The 20,828-nt window shown below is 64.1% G+C and carries 19 protein-coding genes; 5 read left to right on the plus strand and 14 right to left on the minus strand.

What is annotated here, in order from left to right; all coding sequences use genetic code 11:
• Positions 1 to 161 precede the first annotated feature (161 nt).
• The 5 genes from FIV42_RS23340 to speB all read left to right on the plus strand — a co-directional run bounded on the left by FIV42_RS23340 (position 162) and on the right by speB (position 5,269).
• Positions 162 to 2,171, plus strand: coding sequence for a WD40/YVTN/BNR-like repeat-containing protein (locus FIV42_RS23340; protein WP_141200024.1), 2,010 nt, complete (start codon positions 162 to 164; stop codon positions 2,169 to 2,171).
• A 476-nt stretch (positions 2,172 to 2,647) separates the two neighbouring features.
• On the plus strand, positions 2,648 to 3,073 hold the full coding sequence (gene speD, locus FIV42_RS23345; RefSeq protein ID WP_141200025.1) for an adenosylmethionine decarboxylase: 426 nt from the start codon (positions 2,648 to 2,650) through the stop codon (positions 3,071 to 3,073).
• A complete protein-coding gene (locus FIV42_RS23350) occupies positions 3,070 to 3,564 on the plus strand; it encodes a pyruvoyl-dependent arginine decarboxylase (protein ID WP_141200026.1) in 495 nt (164 codons plus the stop codon). The genes speD and FIV42_RS23350 overlap by 4 nt, the downstream gene beginning before the upstream one ends.
• A gap of 2 nt (positions 3,565 to 3,566) precedes the next feature.
• Positions 3,567 to 4,400, plus strand: a complete 834-nt coding sequence (gene speE, locus FIV42_RS23355; RefSeq protein ID WP_141200027.1) for a polyamine aminopropyltransferase — start codon at positions 3,567 to 3,569, stop codon at positions 4,398 to 4,400.
• A complete protein-coding gene (speB, locus tag FIV42_RS23360; RefSeq protein ID WP_141200028.1) occupies positions 4,397 to 5,269 on the plus strand; it encodes an agmatinase in 873 nt (290 codons plus the stop codon). Before speE ends, speB begins: the two co-directional genes overlap by 4 nt.
• A gap of 72 nt (positions 5,270 to 5,341) precedes the next feature.
• Here the strand turns inward: speB and FIV42_RS23365 are convergent, their stop codons facing one another.
• The 14 genes from FIV42_RS23365 to FIV42_RS23430 form a co-directional block, all read right to left on the minus strand.
• Positions 5,342 to 7,261, minus strand: a complete 1,920-nt coding sequence (locus FIV42_RS23365) for a sensor domain-containing diguanylate cyclase (protein ID WP_141200029.1) — start codon at positions 7,259 to 7,261, stop codon at positions 5,342 to 5,344.
• A gap of 26 nt (positions 7,262 to 7,287) precedes the next feature.
• Positions 7,288 to 7,833, minus strand: a complete 546-nt coding sequence (locus tag FIV42_RS23370; protein ID WP_168210885.1) for a chemotaxis protein CheW — start codon at positions 7,831 to 7,833, stop codon at positions 7,288 to 7,290.
• Positions 7,834 to 7,960: 127 nt separating this feature from the next.
• On the minus strand, positions 7,961 to 8,290 hold the full coding sequence (locus FIV42_RS23375) for an STAS domain-containing protein (RefSeq protein ID WP_141200031.1): 330 nt from the start codon (positions 8,288 to 8,290) through the stop codon (positions 7,961 to 7,963).
• Positions 8,291 to 8,377: 87 nt separating this feature from the next.
• Positions 8,378 to 9,436 (minus strand): methyl-accepting chemotaxis protein, encoded by a 1,059-nt coding sequence (locus tag FIV42_RS23380; protein WP_141200032.1) that lies wholly within the window; start codon positions 9,434 to 9,436, stop codon positions 8,378 to 8,380.
• Positions 9,437 to 9,447: 11 nt separating this feature from the next.
• Complete coding sequence (locus FIV42_RS23385; protein ID WP_168210886.1) at positions 9,448 to 10,509, minus strand: protein-glutamate methylesterase/protein-glutamine glutaminase; 1,062 nt, start codon at positions 10,507 to 10,509, stop codon at positions 9,448 to 9,450.
• 31 nt (positions 10,510 to 10,540) lie between these two features.
• Positions 10,541 to 11,170, minus strand: a complete 630-nt coding sequence (locus FIV42_RS23390; RefSeq protein ID WP_141200033.1) for a chemoreceptor glutamine deamidase CheD — start codon at positions 11,168 to 11,170, stop codon at positions 10,541 to 10,543.
• Positions 11,157 to 12,035: a CheR family methyltransferase gene (locus FIV42_RS23395; RefSeq protein ID WP_222615300.1), complete on the minus strand. Its 879-nt coding sequence runs from the start codon at positions 12,033 to 12,035 to the stop codon at positions 11,157 to 11,159. The genes FIV42_RS23390 and FIV42_RS23395 overlap by 14 nt, the downstream gene beginning before the upstream one ends.
• 78 nt (positions 12,036 to 12,113) lie before the next feature.
• Complete coding sequence (locus tag FIV42_RS30955; protein WP_141200034.1) at positions 12,114 to 13,919, minus strand: methyl-accepting chemotaxis protein; 1,806 nt, start codon at positions 13,917 to 13,919, stop codon at positions 12,114 to 12,116.
• A gap of 67 nt (positions 13,920 to 13,986) precedes the next feature.
• Positions 13,987 to 14,520: a chemotaxis protein CheW gene (locus tag FIV42_RS23405; protein WP_141200035.1), complete on the minus strand. Its 534-nt coding sequence runs from the start codon at positions 14,518 to 14,520 to the stop codon at positions 13,987 to 13,989.
• Between the two features lie 12 nt (positions 14,521 to 14,532).
• Entirely contained in the window at positions 14,533 to 16,581 is a 2,049-nt protein-coding gene (locus FIV42_RS23410) for a chemotaxis protein CheA (RefSeq protein ID WP_141200036.1), read from the minus strand.
• Positions 16,582 to 16,586: 5 nt separating this feature from the next.
• Positions 16,587 to 16,949 carry a response regulator gene (locus FIV42_RS23415; RefSeq protein ID WP_141200037.1) on the minus strand — a complete coding sequence of 121 codons (363 nt, stop codon included), beginning with the start codon at positions 16,947 to 16,949 and terminating at the stop codon, positions 16,587 to 16,589.
• Positions 16,934 to 17,281, minus strand: coding sequence for an STAS domain-containing protein (locus FIV42_RS23420; protein WP_168210887.1), 348 nt, complete (start codon positions 17,279 to 17,281; stop codon positions 16,934 to 16,936). The genes FIV42_RS23415 and FIV42_RS23420 overlap by 16 nt, the downstream gene beginning before the upstream one ends.
• Before the next feature lie 183 nt (positions 17,282 to 17,464).
• Positions 17,465 to 19,264 carry an ATP-binding SpoIIE family protein phosphatase gene (locus FIV42_RS23425; RefSeq protein ID WP_168210888.1) on the minus strand — a complete coding sequence of 600 codons (1,800 nt, stop codon included), beginning with the start codon at positions 19,262 to 19,264 and terminating at the stop codon, positions 17,465 to 17,467.
• Between the two features lie 202 nt (positions 19,265 to 19,466).
• Complete coding sequence (locus tag FIV42_RS23430; RefSeq protein ID WP_141200040.1) at positions 19,467 to 19,829, minus strand: response regulator; 363 nt, start codon at positions 19,827 to 19,829, stop codon at positions 19,467 to 19,469.
• Positions 19,830 to 20,828 lie beyond the last annotated feature (999 nt).

Here is a 20,828-nt window from a genome sequence, read left to right on the forward strand (position 1 = left end):
CGCCGGGGTCCGTCCCGGGCCCCGAACATGGTCGAGGACGCGCGCGGTCAAACCAGGGTAGCTTGTCCGTTCGTGGCTGGTCGATTACACGCGGTCCGACGAGGCTCGCCAACTTTGTGGGAGAGCGAGACGGTCGCGGCTCAGGGTTCAACGAATGACTTGTGGTTGGCCTGCTGGTAGAGTTCGCGTGCCCGAGCTTCCAATTCAACGCAGCAAGTACGCAACAGCGGGGAATGACAGTGCACCAGTCGATCGCGTTTCCGCTAGTGAGTCTCGTCGTGTGTTTATGCATGGCGGGCTGTAGCTCAGACAAGACAGGCGAGGGCTGGTCGATCGATGACGGCGTCGAGGTCCTTCGCCCCCTACCGGAGGTGCCCACTGGCGCTCCCAGTGCTGATGCCTGGAGCTCAACCTGCGAGCGGAGCCAGGCCGTCGGTGAGTATGATGGAAAGCTTCTCGTGCGCCGGTACCTGCCAAGCGCGGAGCCGATTGCCGTCGACCTCGCGACCGGCGAATGGGAGCCCGCCCGGGAGATTCCGCGACGTTGGGGAGACGAGACATTGTACGCCGCCGGTTACCGACGGATTGGCCACCAAGAGTGGGTGTGGGGACATCCGGGAATCGCGCTGTACCGACCCGACAGCAACGCCGAGTGGCGTGAAGCCACGATCGGATTCGTGAACATCGAACAAGTCAATGGGGTTACCATCGCACGCGGTGGTGCGGACCAAGAGGCGGCGTGCACGATGTTTCGATTCGGCCTGTATCGTCATGACGGTGGAGATAGTTGGACGCGAATACGCGACAATATCTCCGACATGGGTATCGCCGACGGCCGGATCTTCGTCACCGAGAACACCAACGAGGGATTGCGACTGATTGTCTCGGATGATGCCGGGACGACGTGGACCCAGGCTGACACCGAGCACCTCGGTTCTCCTTTCGAGGTCGTGCCCTACGATGGCGGTTACGCGATGAGCAGCAGTGGGCACGTGCTTATCTCGGACGACGGGCTAGACTGGCGGTCGGTGGATCTTCCGGAGGAGAGCCACTTACTGGGGGATATGATCGACAGTCCGTTTGGGCCACTTGTCTTTCTCAATGCGCCGTGGGGCCGCCCCGATTTCGAGTTGCTCCAGTTGGTGGATGGACGCCTGCAGCCCTTCGCCGTTCAACCACCCGAGGCAGGAGGGTTGGCAGTCGTCGACGGGCGGCTGGCGGTTCTCAGCCGTCAAAAAGGCATCTTGCGCTACGATCTCGAAGCCGCCGAATGGACCCCGGTCGAACTGGCTCTCGGGCCTGTGGCGTGTTTGGCGAAAGACGAAGAGGCGTTTTACGCAGGCAATGCGAACAAGATCAATCGACTCGGCCGAGATGACGGCGAACAGTGGGAGCCGCTGCTGCTTGGCGGGCAGCGCAGCGGATGCATTATCCCCACCGACGCCGGGATCTTTGCGAAGATTCAGGGCCATCCGGACGCACCGAACGACTCGAACTACTTCGTTGCCCACTATGAGTCGGGCAATTGGCGGCTGCTCGAGCCTCCGCTCTCGTGGGCGTATGTCCGCCGGGACGGCGAACTCTTCGGCTGCGACGACGGCATACTCTCTCGCTATGAACTCAGTGGGGATGTCGAACAAGTCGCCACGCTCGCGTCCGACTCAGGACGTTGCGTCGTCGTTTCAGCCAATCAGCAGCGCGCGATCGTACTTGCCTCGGGTTCGATGTTCATCATCGGGCTCGACGATAGAGGAGTGACTGAAGCCGAACGAGGCCTGTTGCGCAGAGGGGAGAATGACCAGTTGCGCCAAATTCGCGATGTATTCGACACCGAGGACGGGCTCTTCATGACATTCTTCGCGTTGCCCGAGGACCAGACGAATCAGGACGTGTTGATGCGGTGGATGCCCGAAGACGAGGGCTGGGTCGAGGTCGCCGCGCCAAACGCGAGCGTCGACGGCGGCGTGCGTGCGTTTGCGGCGAGCGAGACGACGGTCTACGCGACTACGCCCCAGGCCGTTTGGCGCCTCGAGAACGGTCTGCAATGGAAGCAGTTGGTCGACTGGGATGGCGCTGCCTTCAGTCCGTATGGGTTCGATGCCGCCGGCGACGAACTCTTGCTCACCACGGAAAACTTTCAAGTCTACCACTATCTTCCGCCGCACAATTGAGCTCGCTTCGACCAACGGTCTCTTCTGCGGCTGTTGAGGTAGATGAAGCTGGCTCTGGACTTCTTCGCGTTTAACCTACTCGTGCACAAGAATCTAAAGCACTTGCTTGCTGTCGGGGCCCCTCCGTCGGCTTGGCTACGCCGCGCCGACACCTCCCCTTGCTCTGGAAAACGCGCTGGGAGGGGGATTGCAGAAACGAGGAGTGTTTCAAACGTGCAATCCCCCTCCCCGGGCCGCTTTGCAGGCCACGGGGAGGTGCCGAGTGAAGCGAGGCGGAGGGGCCCCGGTGCAAAGCTAGAGAGCTCGATGAAAAAATTTGCACCGCAGATGCAATTTCGTTTTGACGTGGCGGTTAGACAAATCTAGTGTCCCGCGCTTCAACTTTTCGCGTTCGCGCTCGACGCGTGCGGAGAGTCTGAGTTGTGGGATGGTTCACTAAACGTCACGTACCACTTGCAGCGAGGAGGACCCTGAGAATGCAAACGTTCGGACGACACCTGCTGATGGAGTACCAGGGCTGCGATCGGGAGATACTAGACAACCCCGAGCAGCTCGAACAATTGATGAGAAGCGCGGCCGAGGCTGCCCAGGCTACGGTCGTTGCTGCAGTCTTTCATTCGTTTACACCCTGCGGGACAAGCGGGGTGCTGGTTTTGCAGGAGTCGCATCTGTCGATCCATACGTGGCCCGAGGTGGGCTACGCGGCGATGGATTTCTACACCTGTGGAGAGTGTGACCCGTTCGCGGGTCATTTGGTGATGTGTGAGGGGTTGCGCCCCGAGATCCACGAGATCATGGACGTCGACCGCGGCAATATTGACCGGCCGCACTCGCTCGATATCACCGACCATCGCATTGAGGGCCGACGCCCACGACCGTTTGCCGCAGGAGGGCAGCGATGATTTTCAAGCAACCGACGCATTATTTCATCGCCGCCGGCCACGCCGAGGGCTACTCGCCGCTCAACGCTTTCGACCAGGCTCTGCTCGAAGCAGGAGTGGGCGACACCAACCTGGTGCGCATGAGCTCCATTCTGCCGCCCAGCTGCCAGCGCATCGAGCCGATTGATCTCCCCTACGGCGCGCTCGTGCCGGTCGCCTACGCCGACATGGTCTCGAGCAACCCGGGCGAGTGGATCGCCGCGGCGGTCGCCATCGGCGTACCGGCTGACCCGAAGCTCCCCGGTCTGATCATGGAGCACCACGGGGTCGGTCGCCTCGACGAAATCGAGGCCCAGGTGCGCGAGATGGCCGTCCAGGGAATGGCCTACCGCAACCGCGAGATCCAGAAGGTCGTCTCCATCGGCATGGAGCATCAGGTCGACAAGCACGGCGCTGCCTTTGCCGGGGTGGTCTTGTGGGACGAGAGCGTTCGCGGACGGGAGGAGGGATAACGATGGCACTTTGGTACGACGAAGTATTCGACGATTCGATGCGCCTCGGCCTCAAGGTCGAGCGCACCCTCTTCATGGGCCACAGCGAGTTCCAACGCGTGGCCGTGGTCGAGACGACGCTCCTCGGAAAGGCGCTGTTGCTCGACGATCTGTGGATGACCGCTGAGAAGGACGAGAAGAGCTATCACGAAATGATCGTCCACCCGGCGATGACCACCGCCCCGAAGATCGAGCGCGTGCTCATCATCGGCGGCGGCGACGGCGGCACGGCGCGCGAAGTGCTGCGCTACGCCGACGTCGAGCATGTCGACCTGGTCGAGATCGACGAGATGGTGGTCAAAGCGTGTCAGGAGCACCTGCCCGAGATCGGCAGCGCCTGGGACGACGAGCGCCTCAACGTGGTCATCGGCGACGGCATCGAGTGGGCCAAGCGCACCGATTTGGAGCCGTACGACGTCATTATCATCGACGGCTCCGATCCAGTCGGCCCGGCCGAAGGTCTCTTCGACCGCGCCTTCTACGAAGGCTGCGCCAACCTGCTGAGCGACGACGGTGTCTTCGTAACCCAGAGCGAGAGCCCGCTCATCTTCCGTGACGTCCACATCGACATGGTGCGCGTCATGAAAGACGTGTTCGACCAGGTGCATCCGTATTACGGAAGCGTCATGATCTACGCCGGCGGCCCCTGGAGTTGGACCTACGCCTCGAAAGGTGTCTCTCCCAAGGAGATCATCGACGAGCGCGTCGGCTTCATCCAAGAGCAGACCGAGATCTACAACCGCGACGTCCACCTGGGCGCCTTCGCAGTACCCAACCACATTCGTCGCGAACTATGAGTCGTCTCTCTTTTGCTGACGAGTGCGCGCCGCTCCTTTTGGGGGCGGTGCGCGCTTTCGAGCCCGGAAACACCGTCATCTTCGGCGTCGGCTACGACGGCACCACGTCGTATCGGCCGGGCACTCGCTTTGGCCCCGACGCCATCCGGCGGGCCAGCGACGGGCTCGAGACCTATTCGCCCACCCAAGACGCCGATCTCGAGGACCTCCAGATCACCGACGCCGGCAACCTTGCGATCACGTTCGGCTCGCCCGAGCCGGTCGCGGCACAGGTCGCCGACACCGTCGAGGAGATCCTCGAGAAGGGCGGGCGCCCGATGATGCTCGGCGGAGAGCACTCGCTTACGCCCGGTGCGGTGCGCGGTGCGCTTCGCCATCACCCCGATCTCGTCGTCGTCCAACTCGACGCCCACGCCGACCTGCGCCCCGACTACTTGGGGGAGCGCTTCAGCCATGCCTGCGCGATGCGCCGCTGTCTCGATGTGCTCGGGCCGGGCGAAGACCGGCTCTTTCAGGTAGGGATTCGCTCGGGCACGCGTGAGGAGTGGCAGGAGTTGCGCGGCACCGAGCGTTGGGTCGAGCCCAGCGCCGACGCCCTGCGAGCGCGTTTGGAGCATCTCGGCGACCTGCCGGTCTATCTGAGTGTGGACCTCGACGTGTTCGACCCGGCTTATATGCCTGGCACCGGCACGCCCGAGCCCGGAGGGATCGACTGGGCTTGTTTCGAGTCGCTGCTCGACGTGCTCGCCGAGCGTCGTCTCGTCGCCAGCGACGTCGTCGAGCTCGCTCCGGAGCTCGACCCGACCGGCGTCTCGTCGGTGCTCGCCGCCAAGGTCGTCCGCGAGATCTTGCTGGCGATGGGGCAATGAGGCGCTCCTAGTCATTCGGCGGCGCCGCCTCTTCGCTTACTCCCGCCCACGACAGCACGAACCGAGATTGCTTTAGCAAAGGGGGAGGCCGTCCGAGATGACGCGCGCACGGCCGCTGCGCTTGGCGCGGTAGAGCAGCTCGTCAGCTCGGCTCAGCGCGTCGTAGACGGTGTCTTGGCCGCCCACGCGGGTCAGCCCGGCGCTGAACGTCACCGAGAAGTGATTGCCCTTGTCGTCGGTGAACTTCACTGCCGAGAACGTTTCGAGCGCAGCGTTCATCGCCTCGAGCGCAGCATCGATTTGAAGCGCGCGCAGCCCCACAACAAACTCCTCGCCGCCCAGACGTCCCGCAATCGCCGAGTTGCCAAGGGTACGTTGCAGCGTGCGCGCCAATCGTTGGAGCACGCGATCGCCTGCGGAGTGACCGTAGGTGTCGTTGACCTGCTTGAATCGGTCGACGTCGAGCAGGGCGAGGTGGAGCGGGAGGGCAGGGTGGGCGTCGCTGGCCTGCTCGAGCCGACGGAGCGTTTCGCGCCGATTCGCAAGGCCCGTGAGCGCGTCGGTGGTCGCTTCGCGATGGACGCGCTCGTAGCTCGCCGCGATCAATAAGCGCGCCGACAGCATGCCGGCGGTCAACTCGAGCACGTTGCGGTCGAAGCTCTCGAAGGTGCTCTGGCGGGCAGGGGCAACGAGGAGTACGCCCAGGCGCGTTCCCGAATAAGCAAGCTCGGCTACACGGGTCGGGTCAGCGTGGCTGCGCACGTCGCGCGACGTTTGCCAACTGCGTAATGAGGCGCGTTTGCAGTGTGCGGAGTGGCTGCGTGGGACCAACTGATTCGGAAGCGCGCGGCCGACCAGCTTGGTGAAGCTGCCACAGGCTGCGGCGACGACCACGCCCTCTTCTTCATGCAACGCCACCGCAAGGCCGTTGACGTCGACCACCTTCGAGACCAGATCGACGAATACTTTTGCGGTATCAGCCTGGGTCAGGTCGCTGGACTGCAGCTTGTGTTGCAGGTCGAGCGCCGCCGTCATCGCCTCGTGCTCGTAGACTAGCTGTTCCTCGGTCTGAGAGCGAGTGGCGAATAGGCCCAGCCAGGTCGCCAGCATCTTGATGAACTCTTCGTCGGCCTTCGAGTAGGGACGCTCCCGTGGGGAGGTGGAAGAGAAGTTGAGCGTGCCAAAGAGTTCGCCGCCAACCTCGACGACCGCGCCGATATACGACTCCAGCGCGAAGTGCTCGTAGCAGGGGTGCGCGGCATGAGGCGACTCACCCATGTGATCGACACAGAAGACGCTGCCACTTTCCAGAGTGAGCGAGCAGTAGGTTTGGCCCAGCTCGAAGGTGGCGCCGGACTCGAGGCCCACATGTCCGCGGCTCCAATAGTCGACGATCTGATAGCTGCTCCCGTCGATCTTGCTCAGGATGGCCACGTCCGCTTCGAAAAGCTTGCAAGCTGTTTCGAGGGCGAAGCAGACGACCTCGTCGAAAGGCTCCGACTCGCGGGTCGACAGCTCGTAGAACAGCTGGGTTCTTGCCAGGCGTCGTCGCAGGGTGTCGCGGATCTCGCGCAGCTCACAGTCGCGTTTGACGACGGTGGTGTGGTCGCGAATCACCCCCACGAACCCCAGTGTCTCACCGAGCGCATTGCGCACCGGGACGCCGCATGTCTCTCCGGGAAACACTCGCCCATTCTTGGTGCGGTAGTCCAAGATGTAGACGTCGTCGCGAATCTCCACTCGGTTGTTGAACCGCTGACGTCCCGCCTCCTCGTAATCTTTGGGGTCGGCGTAGAGCTTGCGCGTCTTCCGTCCGGCAATCTCGTCGAAGTCGTAGCCGAAGAGCTCCACGAACCGATCATTGACGAAGTCAATCCGACGCTCGCGGTCGGCGAAGACCACCGCATCGGGCAGATGCGCGATGAGCGTCGAGAAGAACTCCTCGGTCCACTCGTTGACCACAAAAGTGGTCTCTTCGAAAAGGCTCGACATGGGCACTTCCAGCACTGCAGATTGACTTATTCGGCGGCGGCCACGTGGCCGGTGAGACGAGATGTGTCTGTCTGACTTAGCAGGGTCTCGAGGTCGAGCAGCAGGACGCTCCGGTCTTGGACGCGCGCATGACCGCGCAGCCAGGAGGTGGTGTTTACCTCGTCGATGACCGTCGGTTGCAGTCCCTCGGGCCGGATACGGTAGGTGCTGGTAATGGCGTCTACTGCAATGCCGACAGTGCGCGCGCTCGCCTCCACGCCTCCTTGATTGCCCACCTTGACGACCACGACCATGCAAGTCGAACCGCGTTCGGACATCGGCGCGTCGCCGCGAAGGGGCTTGCGTAGATCGACGACGGGCACCTCGACGCCATCTGCTTCGAGTGAGCCGATGACAGACTCGGGCAACGAGACGCTGTGCCGGTCTTTGAGCCAGAAGCTGATCTCGCACACGTGCAGAATATTGACGGCGTATTCCTGTCCCTCGATGACAAAGCCGAGGAAACGTTCGGCAGTGGCGCATTCGACGGTCGGCTCATCGAGCGTCGACGGGGTGTAGGCATCAACAGTCATTCTCATCTCCGCAACAGAGTGGGTCGGGTCGCCCCCGGTAGTGGAATCGTGTGGGGCAGAAGACACATCGACACGCTTGGCCCACTCTTTTAGCCGGAAGAAACGGATGCCCCGGAAGAGCAGCGGCTCAGCTCGCTCGCGACCCGGAGAGTTCTTCGAACTCGAAGAGCTGGTCGAAATTGGCGACCCTCAGGATGCGCGCTACGCTGCCGCTGCGTACCTGCAGCGCCACCTGCCCATTGGTCTCGGCGGCGTACTCGCGCAACAAGAGCAGCATGCCCAGCGCCGAGCTGTCGATATAGGTCGCCTCGACCAGGTCGACGACAAACCGAGAGGCCGGGGCAGGCTCTTGGTCGTACGCCTCTCGAAACTCCCGATACAGCTCGAAGTCGAAGCGGCCGCGCACCTTGATGATGAGCTCGGCGCGCGCCTCGTTGGTCCGCACAGTAATAGTCATCGTCTCCTCGTCGTGCTCGTTAAGCTGAAGTCATGCTCGTCGTCATGAAGCCAGTGGTCGTCGTCATGAAACAGGTTCTCGGCGAGCTCAAAAGAGCTCGATATCTCCGGCGTCCATCGTCTCCTGGAGCACCGACTGGTGCGCGTTGCCCTCGACATGCGCGATGTGGTCGCTCACCTCCTCGCGAAGCCGGTCGAGGTGGGCCAGGTAGCTGCGAAGCTCGTCGAGATCGCGGCTGTCGGTCGGCGCGCCGAGCCGGCCGGCGAGTTGACCGAGCGGCTCCAGCCGACGTCCGGCGCCCACGAGCAGTTGGGAGGCCATGTCCTCGAATTGTAGCGAGCGCACCGCGTTGGCCACGCTGCGCTCGATTTGAGCGCCCGCATCGGCCACCTCGGGCAGCTTGCTCTCCAAAAAGGCGTCCATCTCGGCGACGTTGTCGAGCAGGGAAGCCACGTCCTCCTTGGCCTCCATGGTCGTGCTCATGTCGCGCGAGGCCATCGCCCCCATATTGTCGCGCACCTCGTCGAGGGCGCCGCCGGCGCGCTCGATGCCGTCGCGGATCTGGTCGCTCAACTCGCGCGTGGCGTCGGCCAACGAGCTGATCTCGCGGGAGACCACCTCGAAGCCCTTGCCGTGCTCGCCGGCGCGCGCCGCCTCGATGCGCGCGTTGAGGGCGAGCAGGTGGACCTGGTCGGCGATCTTTTCGACGCTGGCGACCTGGCGAAACATCGCCTTGAGCTCGACGGCCAAGTCGTCGACCCGGTGCACGTTGGCCACGCTCTGGCGGCTCGTCTCGACGAGGGTGTTGACAAACTCACCGAGCAGGTCTTGGACCTGCACGATGAGGTGGTGCATGTCGATGCCGTCATCCGACGCGCTGGTGGTGCTCCTCTCGATGATGGAGTCGATGATCTTGCGTTGCCGGCGGGTGCTCAGGTCGACGCTCTCGAAGCTGTCGCCGAGGGTTTCGATCGCCTCGCGGATCAGCTCTTCGACGCGCTTCAAGTCGCCGCTGACCCGCTCGACGTCGCTGTCGACAGCCCGGGCGAGGTCGCCGAGCAGCCCGTCGACGCGCGAGGCGATCTCGAGGTGGGCGCCCGGCGTCGTCGATTCCGCTGAATGTCCTGCGTGAGACTGCGCGTTCATGAGACTCTCCTTCAACTGTGCTTGCTGAGGTCAGTGGGCTTGATGGCAGCCTCGAGTGCGGCGGAGGCGATTTGGTCCAGCGGCAGAATCTGTTGGGCGGCGTCCAAGTCGACGGCGCGCCCGGGCATGCCCCAGACCACGCTGGTGGCCTCGTCTTGGGCGATGGTCGGCGCTCCGGCGCGTCGCATCGCCAGCAGCCCACGCGCGCCGTCGGCGCCCATGCCCGTGAGCAGCACGCCCACCGCATTGTGGCCCACCTGCTGGGCGACCGACTCGAAGAGCACGTCGACCGAGGGGCGGTGCCCGCTGACCGGCGCGTCCTCGCTCAACCGACACAAAAAGCGAGCCCCGCTTCGCTGCACGCGCAGATGGTGGGTGCCCGGGGCGATATAGACGTTGCCCGTCATGATCTGCATGCCGTCCTCGGCCTCGACGACCCGCACCGCCGACAGATCGTTGACCCGGTTGGCGAACGAGCGGCTAAACCCGCCGGGGATATGCTGCACGATGACCGTGCCGGGGGCATCGGCCGGAAACCGAGTCACGATATGGCTGATCGCGGTCGTGCCTCCGGTGGACGCGCCGATGGCCAGCAGCTTGTCGGTGGTGTCGAACATGCCGCTGCTCAGGCGCTTTTCGGCCGCGTCTGCCTTGGCCTCCAGCCGGCGCACCCGCGCTCGGGCGGCAGCTTCGATCTTGCCGATCAACTCCTCGGCGTACTCGTGGATGGTATGACGCACGTCGATCTTGGGCTTGGTCACAAAATCGATCGCGCCCAATTCGAGGGCGTCGAGGGTGACCTGGGCCCCTTGCTCGGTCAGCGTCGACACCATCACCACCGGCATCGGGCGCAGCCGCATCAGGTTCTCCAAGAAGGTCAGCCCGTCCATGCGCGGCATCTCAACGTCGAGCGTGAGCACGTCCGGGTCGAGCTTTTTGATCTTTCGGCGCGCGATATACGGATCGCCGGCGGTGCCCACCACCTCGATATTGGGGGCGGCGGACAATATCTCGGTCAGCAGCTTGCGAATCAGCGCCGAGTCGTCGACGACGAGCACTCGAATCGGTTTCACGGGCAGCTCCTTCACAAAAACAAACAATCATTCAAAAGAGGTCGACATCACCACCGACCGGCTCGCGGTCGATCTGGCGGTGATAGGCGGTTTCGTTGGCGGCCACGTCCTTGCGCTCGATCGCCTCGAGCTTGCGCACGAACGCTCGGCCGCTCTTGGGCGAGTACATCACCCGGCGGCCTTGGTCGCCGCCGACGTCCTGAGCGGTCACCCGCAGCCCCTCGAGCTGGGCGAACTGGCGAATGAAGCTGATATTGCGCCGGCCCACATCCCCCAGGCTCGACAGCATTCGCGCGCCGCCGAAAATCTTGAGCTCCAGGCGGTCGCGCCGGGCGCCCAGCTTGAGCATCGAGTTGATCAACTGCTCCATGGCATACGCTCCGTAGCGCGCCGATTCAGAGACCGGCGTCAGGGTCGATTCGCTGGCATGAGGCAACATGAAGTGGTTCATGCCTCCGACGCCGACGACCGGATCGTTCACGCACACCGCGATGCAGCTTCCCAGCCGGGTCAGCAGCCACTCGCGGTGGCTCGTCACGTAATAGTCTCCGGGCAACAGGTCGGCGACCCATTCGTCGAGGCGCGCATCCCAGCGCCGACGGATATGGTCGAAGCCCAGCGCCGCCGGCGGCTTCGAAGCGCTGCGTTCAGCGTTGGTCATTCGAGCCTCCGCGTTTGCGATAGATCGTCTTTCCCTGGTGCTCGAAGGTGTGGGCCAGGGCGAACAGCGACTCGGAGTGGCCGATATACAGATGGCCGTTGGGGACCAACGCCTCGCCCAGGTGTGAGAAGAGGCGAGTTTGGGTCTCTTTGTCGAAGTAGATGGCCACGTTGCGGCAGAAGATGGCGTCGAACGGCTCGTCCCAACTCCACGGCTCGAGCAGGTTCATCGAGCCGAACGAGATCATGTCGCGAAGCTCTTGTTTGACCCGTACTTTGCCCTCGAAGGGGCCGCTTCCTCGCAAGAACCACCGGGCCAGGCGATCCTCACCGGCGCGTTCGGCCGCCCGCAGCGCATAGACGCCCTCGACGCCTCGGCTCAACGCGTTGGTGTCGATATCCGAGGCGACGATCTCGACGCGCTCGGCCTGCCTCGCCGACAGGCTCTCGCGCACGGTCATCGCGATGGTGTAGGGCTCTTCACCGGTCGAGCAGGCCGCCGACCAGATCCGAAAGCGCTTGCCCGGCTTGACCTTGGCTTGCAGCAACTCGGTCAGGTGGTCGAAGTGGTGCGCCTCACGAAAGAAGTCCGTGCGGTTGGTAGTCAGCGCGTTGACGAAATGCTCGACCTCGTCGGGGGTCGCCTCCAGGTAGCGCCGATAATCCGCAAACCGGTTCAAGTTCAACTCTCGCAGCCGTCGGGCCAACCGGCTATACACCAGGTTTCGCTTGGCGTCGGACATCGAGATGCCCGCGTGACGCCGAATGGAGGCGCGCAGCGCAGCGAAGTCTTCGTCGGTGAAGACAAACTCGCGGTCCATGCGCTCCACGAAGGGCTGGTCGGCTCTGGCTTTGGTAAGGCTCATGGTGGCTCTTTCTGGGTGTCGAGGGTTCCCGCCGGGCACGAGGCCCGGCGGGGTGAATCAATCGGGACTAAGTCCGGCTTAGAACTCGTCCCAGTGGCTCTCGTCCATCTTCGACGGCGCCTTCATCATCGGCGCGTGACCGTTGGCGCCGTTCGCACGCATGCGCCCGTTCCCGTTCCCGTTCACGTACCCGTGACCGTGACCGAAGCCGTGCCCGTCACCGTGACCGAAGCCGTGCCCGTGACCGAAGCCGTGCCCGTGCCCTAAGCCGTGCCCGTGCCCGTTCCCGCGCCCGTTCCCGTTCGCATACCCGTTCCCGTATCCCGGCTCCCCACCCAGCTGCTCACCGACGTGGAAGAACTCGAGCAAGCGTCGCAACTCCTCGACGGTGTCGCTCGCCGACACACTCGCCGCCGCGGTCTCCTCGACCAACGCGGCGTTCTGCTGGGTGACCTCGTCGAGCTGGGCGACCGCCTGGTTGATCTGCTCGACGCCTGCCGACTGCTGCTGGCTGGCCGCCGCGATCTCGCTGATGATGTCGTTGACCTGTTTGACCGCCTGGACGATCTCGCCGAGCGTCTCGCCCGAGGCGTTGACCAGGTCGGTGCCGTCCTCGACCTTGCGCACGCTGTCCTTGATGAGCGCCTTGATCTCCTTGGCGGCCGTGGCGCTTCGCTGGGCGAGGTTGCGCACTTCCTGGGCGACGACCGCGAAGCCGCGTCCGTGCTCGCCGGCACGCGCCGCTTCGACTGCGGCGTTGAGCGCCAACAGGTTGGTCTGGAAGGCGATCTCGTCGATGACCCCGATGATGTCGGCGATTTTGGTGCTCGCCTCGTTGATCTCGGCCATCGCCTCGACCGCGTCGCGCACCACCGTGCCGCCATTTTCGGCCTTGTCGCGGGCTCCGTCGGCCAACTGGTTGGCTTTGACGGCGTTGTCGGCGGTCTGGTTGATGGTAGAGGCGAACTCCTCCATCGACGAGGCGGTCTCCTCGAGGTTGGCGGCTTGCTCTTCGGTGCGCTGGCTCAGGTCGGTGTTGCCCTGGCTGATCTCGGCGGCCGACGAGCCGATGGCGTGCGAGTAGTCGCGGATGCGAGTGACCACTTCCTGCAGGCGCTGGGCCGTCGCGTTGACCGCGTCGCTCAGCTCGGCGAACTCGCCGCCGAACTCGCCGTGCATCCGCGTGGTCAGGTCCCCGCCGGCCAGCTCTTGCATGACGTTCTTGCAGGCCCGCGTCGGCGCGACGACCGCGTCCATCAACTCATTGACGCTCTCACTCAACCGGCGCATCGCGCCGTCGTAACGGTCGACTTCGAGGCGACGGTCGAGCTCGCCGGTGACCGCGCCGTCGATGAGCCGGCCCATCTGGCGCAGCGCGTCGCGCTCGTCGGTCACGTCGGTCCACTGCAGCAGGTTGCCCGCCCACTCGCCGTTCTCGTCGAGCAGCGCCGTGGCGATCAGCTCGAACTCGGCCTCGCCGACCTTGATCTCGGTGCTGTACGGCAGGTTGCTCGGGTCGCTGATCAGGTCGCGCACATGCTGGGGAGTGCGGTGGAAAATATCGATCGACCGACCCACCAGATTGTCGGCGTCGAAGTCGGGGAAGCGCGAGCGCAGGTCCTCCTCGCGGCGCTTGAACATCTCGACGGCCGCCCCGTTGACAAACGTCAGGTTGAAGTCCTCGTCGCAGGTCACCAGGCTGGTGGCCGTGCCCACCATCGCCGACTGCTGGATGGCAAGCTGGCGGCGCGCGGCTGCCAACTCCTCGACACTGTTGGCGTCGTCGAAGTCCTCCGCCATCTGCGCGGCCTCGTCGGCCACGGCCTGCTCTTCGATTTCCTTGTTGAGCTCATCAGACTTCGACGCTTTATCATTCTTCGACATTTATTGTTCTCCTCGAGAATTCGCGCTGCGTTTATAGTGAACGGTGGTGCACTGGTTGTTTAGAGACTTACTCTTCGGCGACGGACTGCGCGGCGCGCTCCATCACCTTGAGCTCGCCGGAATTGAGCAGGTGGTCGATGTCGAGCAGGATGATCATCTGCTCGTCGACGGTGGCCAGCCCGCGCAGAAACTCCACGCTGATGGCGCCGCCGAACTCGGGCGCTGGCTGCACCTGGTCGGCCGAGATCTGATAGGTGTCGCTCACCGCGTCGACTACGATGCCCATGGTGCGGTCGCGCTCGCCGCTGATGACCTTGAGCACGATCACCACCGTGGTGGGGCCGTACTCGACCTTCTCGAGCCCGAAGCGCTCGCGCAGGTCGATGATGGGCACGATCGTGCCGCGCATATTGATGACCCCTTTGAGGTACTCGGGGGTGTTGGGGATGGGCGTGGTCTTCTGCCAGCCCTTGATCTCGCGCACCCTCAGGATGTCGACGCCGTACTCTTCCCCATCGAGCACGAAGGTCAGGTATTGCTCGGTCACCGCCGCCTCGGCGGCAGGCTCGTCGAGCGCGTTGTCGTAGGTTGCAATCGTCATCGGTGTTGTCTCCTATGCAGTGGCAGCGGTGTTGGCGGTTGCGATATTGGCGCGGGCCTGGTTGCGGCCCAGCCGCATCAATCCCCCGATGTCCAGAATGAGAGCGACCGTGCCGTCGCCTAGAATGGTGGCGCCCGAGACGCCCTCGACGCGCTTGAAGTTCTCTTCGAGGCTCTTGATGACGACCTGCTGCTGGCCGAGCAGGTCGTCGACGAAGAGCCCGGCGCGCTGCTTGCCGTTTTCGACCACGACCAACAGCCCCTCGGTCAACTCCTCGCACTCGTGGTCGACGTCGAAGACCTCGTGGACCCGAATGACCGGGATATACTCGTCGCGGAGCTTGTAGATGCCCCGCGAACCCGACAGGCTCTTGATGAACTCGTCGCGCGGCTGCAGGCTCTCGACGATGGACAACAGCGGCACCACGTAGACCTGCTCGCCCACCTGCACGAGTTGTCCGTCGAGGATGGCCAGGGTCAGCGGCAGCCGTATGGTGAAGGTCGTGCCCTGACCGCGCTTCGAGTCCACGGTCACCGACCCGCCCAGCGAGTTGATATTGCGGCGCACCACGTCCATGCCTACCCCGCGGCCACTGACGTCGCTCACCTCGCTGGCGGTCGACAGGCCCGGGTGGAAGATGAGCTCGCCTGCCTGCGCGTCGGTGACGCTGTCCGAGTCGGTCAGCACGCCCGCCGCGCGGGCCTTTGCCACAATCGCCTCGGTGTTCAGCCCGGCGCCGTCGTCTTTGATCTCGACGACGATCTTGCCGCCTTCGTGAAACGCGCTCAGCTCGATGGTGCCCACCGCCGGCTTGCCTGCGGCCAGGCGCTCCTCGGGCGTCTCGATGCCGTGGTCGATGGCGTTTCGCACCAGGTGGACCAGAGGATCGCCCAGCTTCTCCATGACCGTCTTGTCCAGCTCGGTCTGCTCGCCGTTGATCCCGAGGTCGATCTGCTTGCCGAATTTGGCGCTCAGGTCGTGCACCAGCCGGGGCACCCGGTTGAACGCGAAGCTGATCGGCACCATGCGAATGCGCATGACACCCTCTTGCAGCTCGCGGGTGTTGCGTTCCAGTTGGGCCAGGCCGTCACGGAGCTTCTCGAGCAGGTCGACGCCGTGCTCCTCCATGTCCGTGCTCGTCTGGTCGAGCATCGACTGGGTGATGACCAACTCGCCGGCGATATTGATGAGGCTGTCGATCTTGTCGATGCTCACCCGAATCGACCCCGAGCTTGCGGCGCTCCGTCCGCCGGTCGACCGGCCTGCCGCCGTCGGCGTCTCGGCCGGGGCCGATGCCTTCGTCGGCTCGTCTTCGACCTCCTCGATATGTCGCGACTCGTCTTCGACTTCCTCGGCGCGCTCGATACTCAGGTCGCAGTCATCTTCGACCCATTCGAACAGCTCGGCGATTTCGTTGTGCTCGACGTCTGCACGCAGCGTCAGAGTCCAACGCGTATGCATCTCGCGCGCATTGAGTTCGTCGAGCGAGGGCAGGCCGCTGACGTCCGCCTCGACCTCCAGGTCGCCCATCTCCGAGAGCACCTCGAACATGCGCAACGGGTCGTTGCCGAACTCCATCAGGTGAGGGTAGGGCGCGAAGCGAATCCGCCACGCCGCCGCCTGGGCGTCTTCGCCGTCTGCTGCTTGCGCTCCAGCGGTCTCTTCGTGGCTGCCTCCCACGAGTCGCTCGAGCTCCTCGCGCACGTGGGCGACCGTGTCGGCGTCGAACACCCCGCCGTCGCGCGCCGCGCGAATCATGCCGGCGATGACGTCTTTCGACTCCAGGAGCAAATCGACGATCTCCGCGCTGAACTCGCGCTGGCCGGCGCGGATCTCGTCGAGCAGCGTCTCCACCAGGTGGGTGAAGTCGGACACGGCGGTGAACCCGAACGTGCCTGCTCCTCCCTTGATGGAGTGGGCCGCCCGGAAGATTGCGTTGACGGTCTCGGCGTCGAGCGCGTCGGCTGTGTCGATCGACAGCAGCTGCGCCTCGATGAACTCGAGGCGTTCGCCCGTCTCGTCGAGGTATGTCTCGACGAATTTCGATAGGTCGATGCTCATCGTGCTTACCTCAACACGCGCTTGATGGTCGCCAGCAGCTTGTCCGGATCGAAGGGCTTGACCAGCCAGCCGGTCGCCCCGGCTTGCTTCCCCTTCATCTTCATGTCCGTGGTCGATTCGGTCGTCAGCATCAGGATGGGCGTGAATCGGTACGAGCCCAGCTTGCGCAGCTCGCCCACCAGAGTGATGCCGTCCATCTCGGGCATGTTGACGTCCGAGAGCACCAGGTCGGTCGATTCCGCCTTGGCGGCTTCGAGCGCTTCGACGCCGTTGGTCGCCTCGACAATGTCGTAGCCGGCTTCACGCAGCGTGAAGCAGACCATCTGGCGCAGGGAGCGGGAATCGTCGACGACTAGTATCTTGGCCATTTGTCAGTATCTCCGGTGGGGGAATCACTTGTGTTCTCGGAGGCATCTTCGGTCGGCAGCAACAGAGCCTCGCTCAGCCCGAGCTGCTCGGCGGCGCGCACCAGAGCGGGCGAGACGGCGCGCCAGCTCACCGACCCACCGGCTTGTTGCGTGGCTCGAGCGGCGGCGCACAGCAACTGCACGCCGGCGGCGTCGAGCCTGTCGACCGCGCCCGCGTCGAAGACGATCTCGTGGGTGGTTTCGAGCAAGTCGACGAGGTGTGCGTGCAGCTCGTCGACCTGTGCGAGCCCGAGTTGCTCCGGCAGAGTCACCGGCTGGCTAGAAGTGTTCATGCGTCGCGCCCATCGATGTGAGTAGAGGCTAATGTGCATCGGGTGTTCAGACCCGACTCACAGTCCCCATCGACACGCTCGTCGCATTCGTTTAGCGAAAAGGTGGGAAGTATGGGTCACCGCCCGAGGTGCGCACGCGGCAAGGGAGCGAAAGTGGAGGGCGCGCGTTCGGGCGAGATGCCGTTAGCTGGCGTGATCGCACTCGCACTCGTACCAGTAGGTCGCCTCGACGCGGCGTCCCCCGCGCGAAAAGCGCAGCGTGTCGCACAGCTCGCGCACCAGCGTCAGGCCGTGCTGGCCCGGGGACATGCTCGTCTTGTGTCGGTCCAGACGCCGGTAATCGAAGCCGTTGCCGCTGTCCTCGACGACGACTCGCAACTTGCCGCCGTGGTCGTGGGCGGCCTCCCAACTCATCGACAGTTGCACCCACCCACCGTCGAGCTCGGAGAGGCGTCGCTTGCGCGTGGCGTAGTAGCGTGCAAACCCGTCCGCGGTGCTACGTAGGCCCCCGCTGATGCCCAGCACCCCGTGATTGACCGCGTTGGAGTACAACTCGTTGACGATACACTCGACCACGCTTAGCTCCTCGCGGCATCCCTCGGCGCCCGACTCGGCCTGGAAGCTCTCGAGCGCCTCGGCGACCGGATCGGTGCGGGCGAGCGCCACCCCGCGGACCAGCCGCTGCCACTGCCAGCGTTCACCTGTCTGGGCCGCGCGCTCCGGGCCCGCCGTCGACACCGACGTCTCGCGTACCGCCCACGGCTCGCACCCCAGCACGACCAGCCCGATATCGTCGCGCGCGCGACCGGCTTGAAAGCTTGTGACGCGGCGCTCGATATGGTCGCAGATGTCGACCGCCGATCTGGCCTCGACGATGGCCGACTCGAGACGTGCTTGGCCGAAGAATTCGTCGTACTCGTTCGCCGCCTCGATCACGCCGTCGGTATACATCACCACGCGGTCGCCCCGATGCACGGGGATGCGCTCGACGACCGCCTCGCGCGACGGATCTCGCCCAATGGGCTGGATGCCCAGGGCGATCTGGCGCGACGTCGCCCGGGCTTTGATCTTGTCGCCGTCGCGGTCGACGACCAGCACGTCGGGCATGCCCGCGTTCCACACGTCGACGTGGTCGAGCTTGGCGCTCAGCGACACGAAACACGCCGAGAAGAACATCTCGACGGGCAGGATGGCGTGGACGCGCTCGTCGATCGCCTCCATGATCGCCGCGGGCGAGGCGCCGCGGCTGCTCAGGTGGCGGAAGGTATCGGCCACCGGCAGCGCCCCGATGGCCGCGGCCATGCCGTGGCCGGTGAAGTCGCCCAGCAACAAGTCGAGGCCTCCGTCGGGCCGAAAGGCGCTGAGCATGACGTCGCCGCTGAACAACTCGGCCGGGGCAAACCAGGTCTGCAACCGGTCGACGGCGATATTGCCCGAAAAGATCGCCCGCTCGTAGATCTGTTGGGCCATCGCGCTGTCGTGGGCGATGCGTCGCGACAACTGCAGCCGCTCTCGGTAAAGGTCGCGGATGCGCTCCATCGCGCCGATCTTGGCGCGCAGCATCGGGTGGCTGAACGGCTTGGTGATCACGTCGTCGCCGCCGTGCTCGATGCACGCGATCAGCGCGTCCTCGTGGTCCATGCCCGTCACGAAGATAACCGGCACGAAGCGCTCTCCGCTCATCTCCTTGATCTCGCCGACGATCTCGAAGCCGTTTCGCCGGGGCATCATCCCGTCGAGCAGCACCAGATCGAAGCGATGCTTCGCGAACAGCTCGAGCGCCTCGACCCCGTCAGTGGCCTCGACGACCTCGAAGCCCTCGCGCTCGATCAGGCGTCGCAGCACCATGCGCTCCGACGGGGTGTCCTCGGCGACCAGCACCCTGCCGCGACTACTCGTGGTCGATTGTGATAAGTCGGAGCGTTGCCGCCCCTTGTTGGTGAGCTCGGCGCGTTCGGGGTGCGGTGTGGTGGTGATACTCATTTGAGTGTTCCCGTGCGTGATCCAATAGGGCATCAAAAAAGCTCGATATCGCCGGCGAGCTGGTCATCACCCAGTCGATGCTCACTCGAATGGAGCTCGAGCCGCTGCTTCTCGCCGCGCGCGCCGTGGGCGTCGCGCCCGCCTGGGCGGCCTCGTCGGGGGCAGGGTCGGTGGAGGTTGCTTGTCGTTGGTTCATCGTGTCTTACCTCAGCACCCGCTGGATGGTCGCCAGTAGCTTGTCCGGATCGAAGGGCTTGACCAGCCAGCCGGTCGCCCCGGCTTGCTTGCCCTTCATCTTCATGTCGGTGGTCGACTCGGTCGTCAGGATCAGGATGGGCGTGAACCGATACGAGCTAAGCTCGCGCAGCTTGCCCACCAGCGTGATCCCGTCCATCTGGGGCATATTTACGTCCGTGAGCACCAGGTCGGCCGATTCCGCCTCGGCCACCTCGAGCGCCTCGACGCCGTTGGTCGCCTCCATGATGTCGTAGCCCGCCTCACGCAGCGTGAAGCAGACCATCTGGCGCAGGGAGCGCGAGTCGTCGACGACTAGAATCTTGGCCATCTTCAGACCTCCTCATGGTCGGCGTGAACGTTCTCGGCGCAGGCATACTCGGCGAGGGGCGGGGCGCTCAGCTCGTCTGGCAGCGTGATCGATGTGCTCTCGTTGCTCATCCCTTGGTCCGTGTCTCTTCGATTGATTGGGTCGTCCGTTCGTCGGGGGCCCGGCTCGCCCATTTCATCGTCACAGGAGTGTGATATTTTAATGAAATGTTCAAAAACGTGTTAAATGGACCGCTGGCCACCGTTGTGCGTGCTTTGGTTAGGTTTTATGCGGGTTCGAGCGATCTCGTGAGATGTTGGTCTTGCGAAAAATATGCGCAAATATGGGGCGTTTGCATATTTTGCGCGCTTCGTCTGGTTCACTTGTTTATATGCGGTTTAATTGCCTTGTTGGCGGCGCTTTTGTCCCTGTTTTTGCTGGGGGAGGGGGGCTCGGAGATGCCTTTGAGCGGCGTAGAACGCGCGTCGTAGTGGTCGGCGAGGCTTTTGAGCGGCGTAGATCGCCTGTCGTAGCGGTTGGCGAGGCTTGGGGGAGCGTAGAACGCCTATCGTAGCTGTCGGCGAGGCTTGGGGCGGCGTAGAACGCCTATCGTAGCGGTCGGTGAGGCTCTTGGGCGGCGTAGAACGTGCGTCGTAGCGCTGGGCCGAGCTTCGACACGTCTTGGACGTCTTCCGTAGTGAACTGTCGTGGCTTTGATGCCGCGAGAACGGGCGCCGTCGGCTACGACGCGCTTTCTACGCGAGCGAAAAGGAGCGAGAGCTGGAAGCACTCGTACCGATGGTCCGTTCGGTGCGTGGGCATCTTGCCCTCGTAAGCGAGAGCTGGAAGCACTCGCACCGGTGGTCCGTTCGGTGCGTGGGCATCTTGCCCTCGTAAGCGAGAGCTGGAAGCACTCGCACCGGTGGTCCGTTCGGTGCGTGGGCATCTTGCCCTCGTAAGCGAGAGCTGGAAGCACTCGCACCGATGGTCCGTTCGGTGCGTGGGCATCTTGCCCTCGTA

Origin of the sequence: Persicimonas caeni (genome assembly GCF_006517175.1) — a bacterium.
Taxonomy (GTDB): Bacteria; Myxococcota_A; Bradymonadia; order Bradymonadales; family Bradymonadaceae; genus Persicimonas; species Persicimonas caeni.

What these genes read in the sequence shown, in the direction of transcription:
- FIV42_RS23415 (WP_141200037.1), bottom strand. Translation starts at nt 16,949, where the DNA reads ATGGCCAAGATACTAGTCGTCGACGATTCCCGCTCCCTGCGCCAGATG.
- FIV42_RS23395 (WP_222615300.1), bottom strand. Translation starts at nt 12,035, where the DNA reads ATGAGCCTTACCAAAGCCAGAGCCGACCAGCCCTTCGTGGAGCGCATG.
- FIV42_RS23425 (WP_168210888.1), bottom strand. Translation starts at nt 19,264, where the DNA reads ATGAGTATCACCACCACACCGCACCCCGAACGCGCCGAGCTCACCAAC.
- FIV42_RS23375 (WP_141200031.1), bottom strand. Translation starts at nt 8,290, where the DNA reads ATGACTATTACTGTGCGGACCAACGAGGCGCGCGCCGAGCTCATCATC.
- FIV42_RS23405 (WP_141200035.1), bottom strand. Translation starts at nt 14,520, where the DNA reads ATGACGATTGCAACCTACGACAACGCGCTCGACGAGCCTGCCGCCGAG.
- FIV42_RS23365 (WP_141200029.1), bottom strand. Translation starts at nt 7,261, where the DNA reads ATGTCGAGCCTTTTCGAAGAGACCACTTTTGTGGTCAACGAGTGGACC.
- FIV42_RS23390 (WP_141200033.1), bottom strand. Translation starts at nt 11,170, where the DNA reads ATGACCAACGCTGAACGCAGCGCTTCGAAGCCGCCGGCGGCGCTGGGC.
- FIV42_RS23380 (WP_141200032.1), bottom strand. Translation starts at nt 9,436, where the DNA reads ATGAACGCGCAGTCTCACGCAGGACATTCAGCGGAATCGACGACGCCG.
- speE (WP_141200027.1), top strand. Translation starts at nt 3,567, where the DNA reads ATGGCACTTTGGTACGACGAAGTATTCGACGATTCGATGCGCCTCGGC.
- FIV42_RS23370 (WP_168210885.1), bottom strand. Translation starts at nt 7,833, where the DNA reads ATGACTGTTGATGCCTACACCCCGTCGACGCTCGATGAGCCGACCGTC.
- FIV42_RS23420 (WP_168210887.1), bottom strand. Translation starts at nt 17,281, where the DNA reads ATGAACACTTCTAGCCAGCCGGTGACTCTGCCGGAGCAACTCGGGCTC.
- speD (WP_141200025.1), top strand. Translation starts at nt 2,648, where the DNA reads ATGCAAACGTTCGGACGACACCTGCTGATGGAGTACCAGGGCTGCGAT.
- FIV42_RS23350 (WP_141200026.1), top strand. Translation starts at nt 3,070, where the DNA reads ATGATTTTCAAGCAACCGACGCATTATTTCATCGCCGCCGGCCACGCC.
- speB (WP_141200028.1), top strand. Translation starts at nt 4,397, where the DNA reads ATGAGTCGTCTCTCTTTTGCTGACGAGTGCGCGCCGCTCCTTTTGGGG.
- FIV42_RS30955 (WP_141200034.1), bottom strand. Translation starts at nt 13,919, where the DNA reads ATGTCGAAGAATGATAAAGCGTCGAAGTCTGATGAGCTCAACAAGGAA.
- FIV42_RS23430 (WP_141200040.1), bottom strand. Translation starts at nt 19,829, where the DNA reads ATGGCCAAGATTCTAGTCGTCGACGACTCGCGCTCCCTGCGCCAGATG.
- FIV42_RS23410 (WP_141200036.1), bottom strand. Translation starts at nt 16,581, where the DNA reads ATGAGCATCGACCTATCGAAATTCGTCGAGACATACCTCGACGAGACG.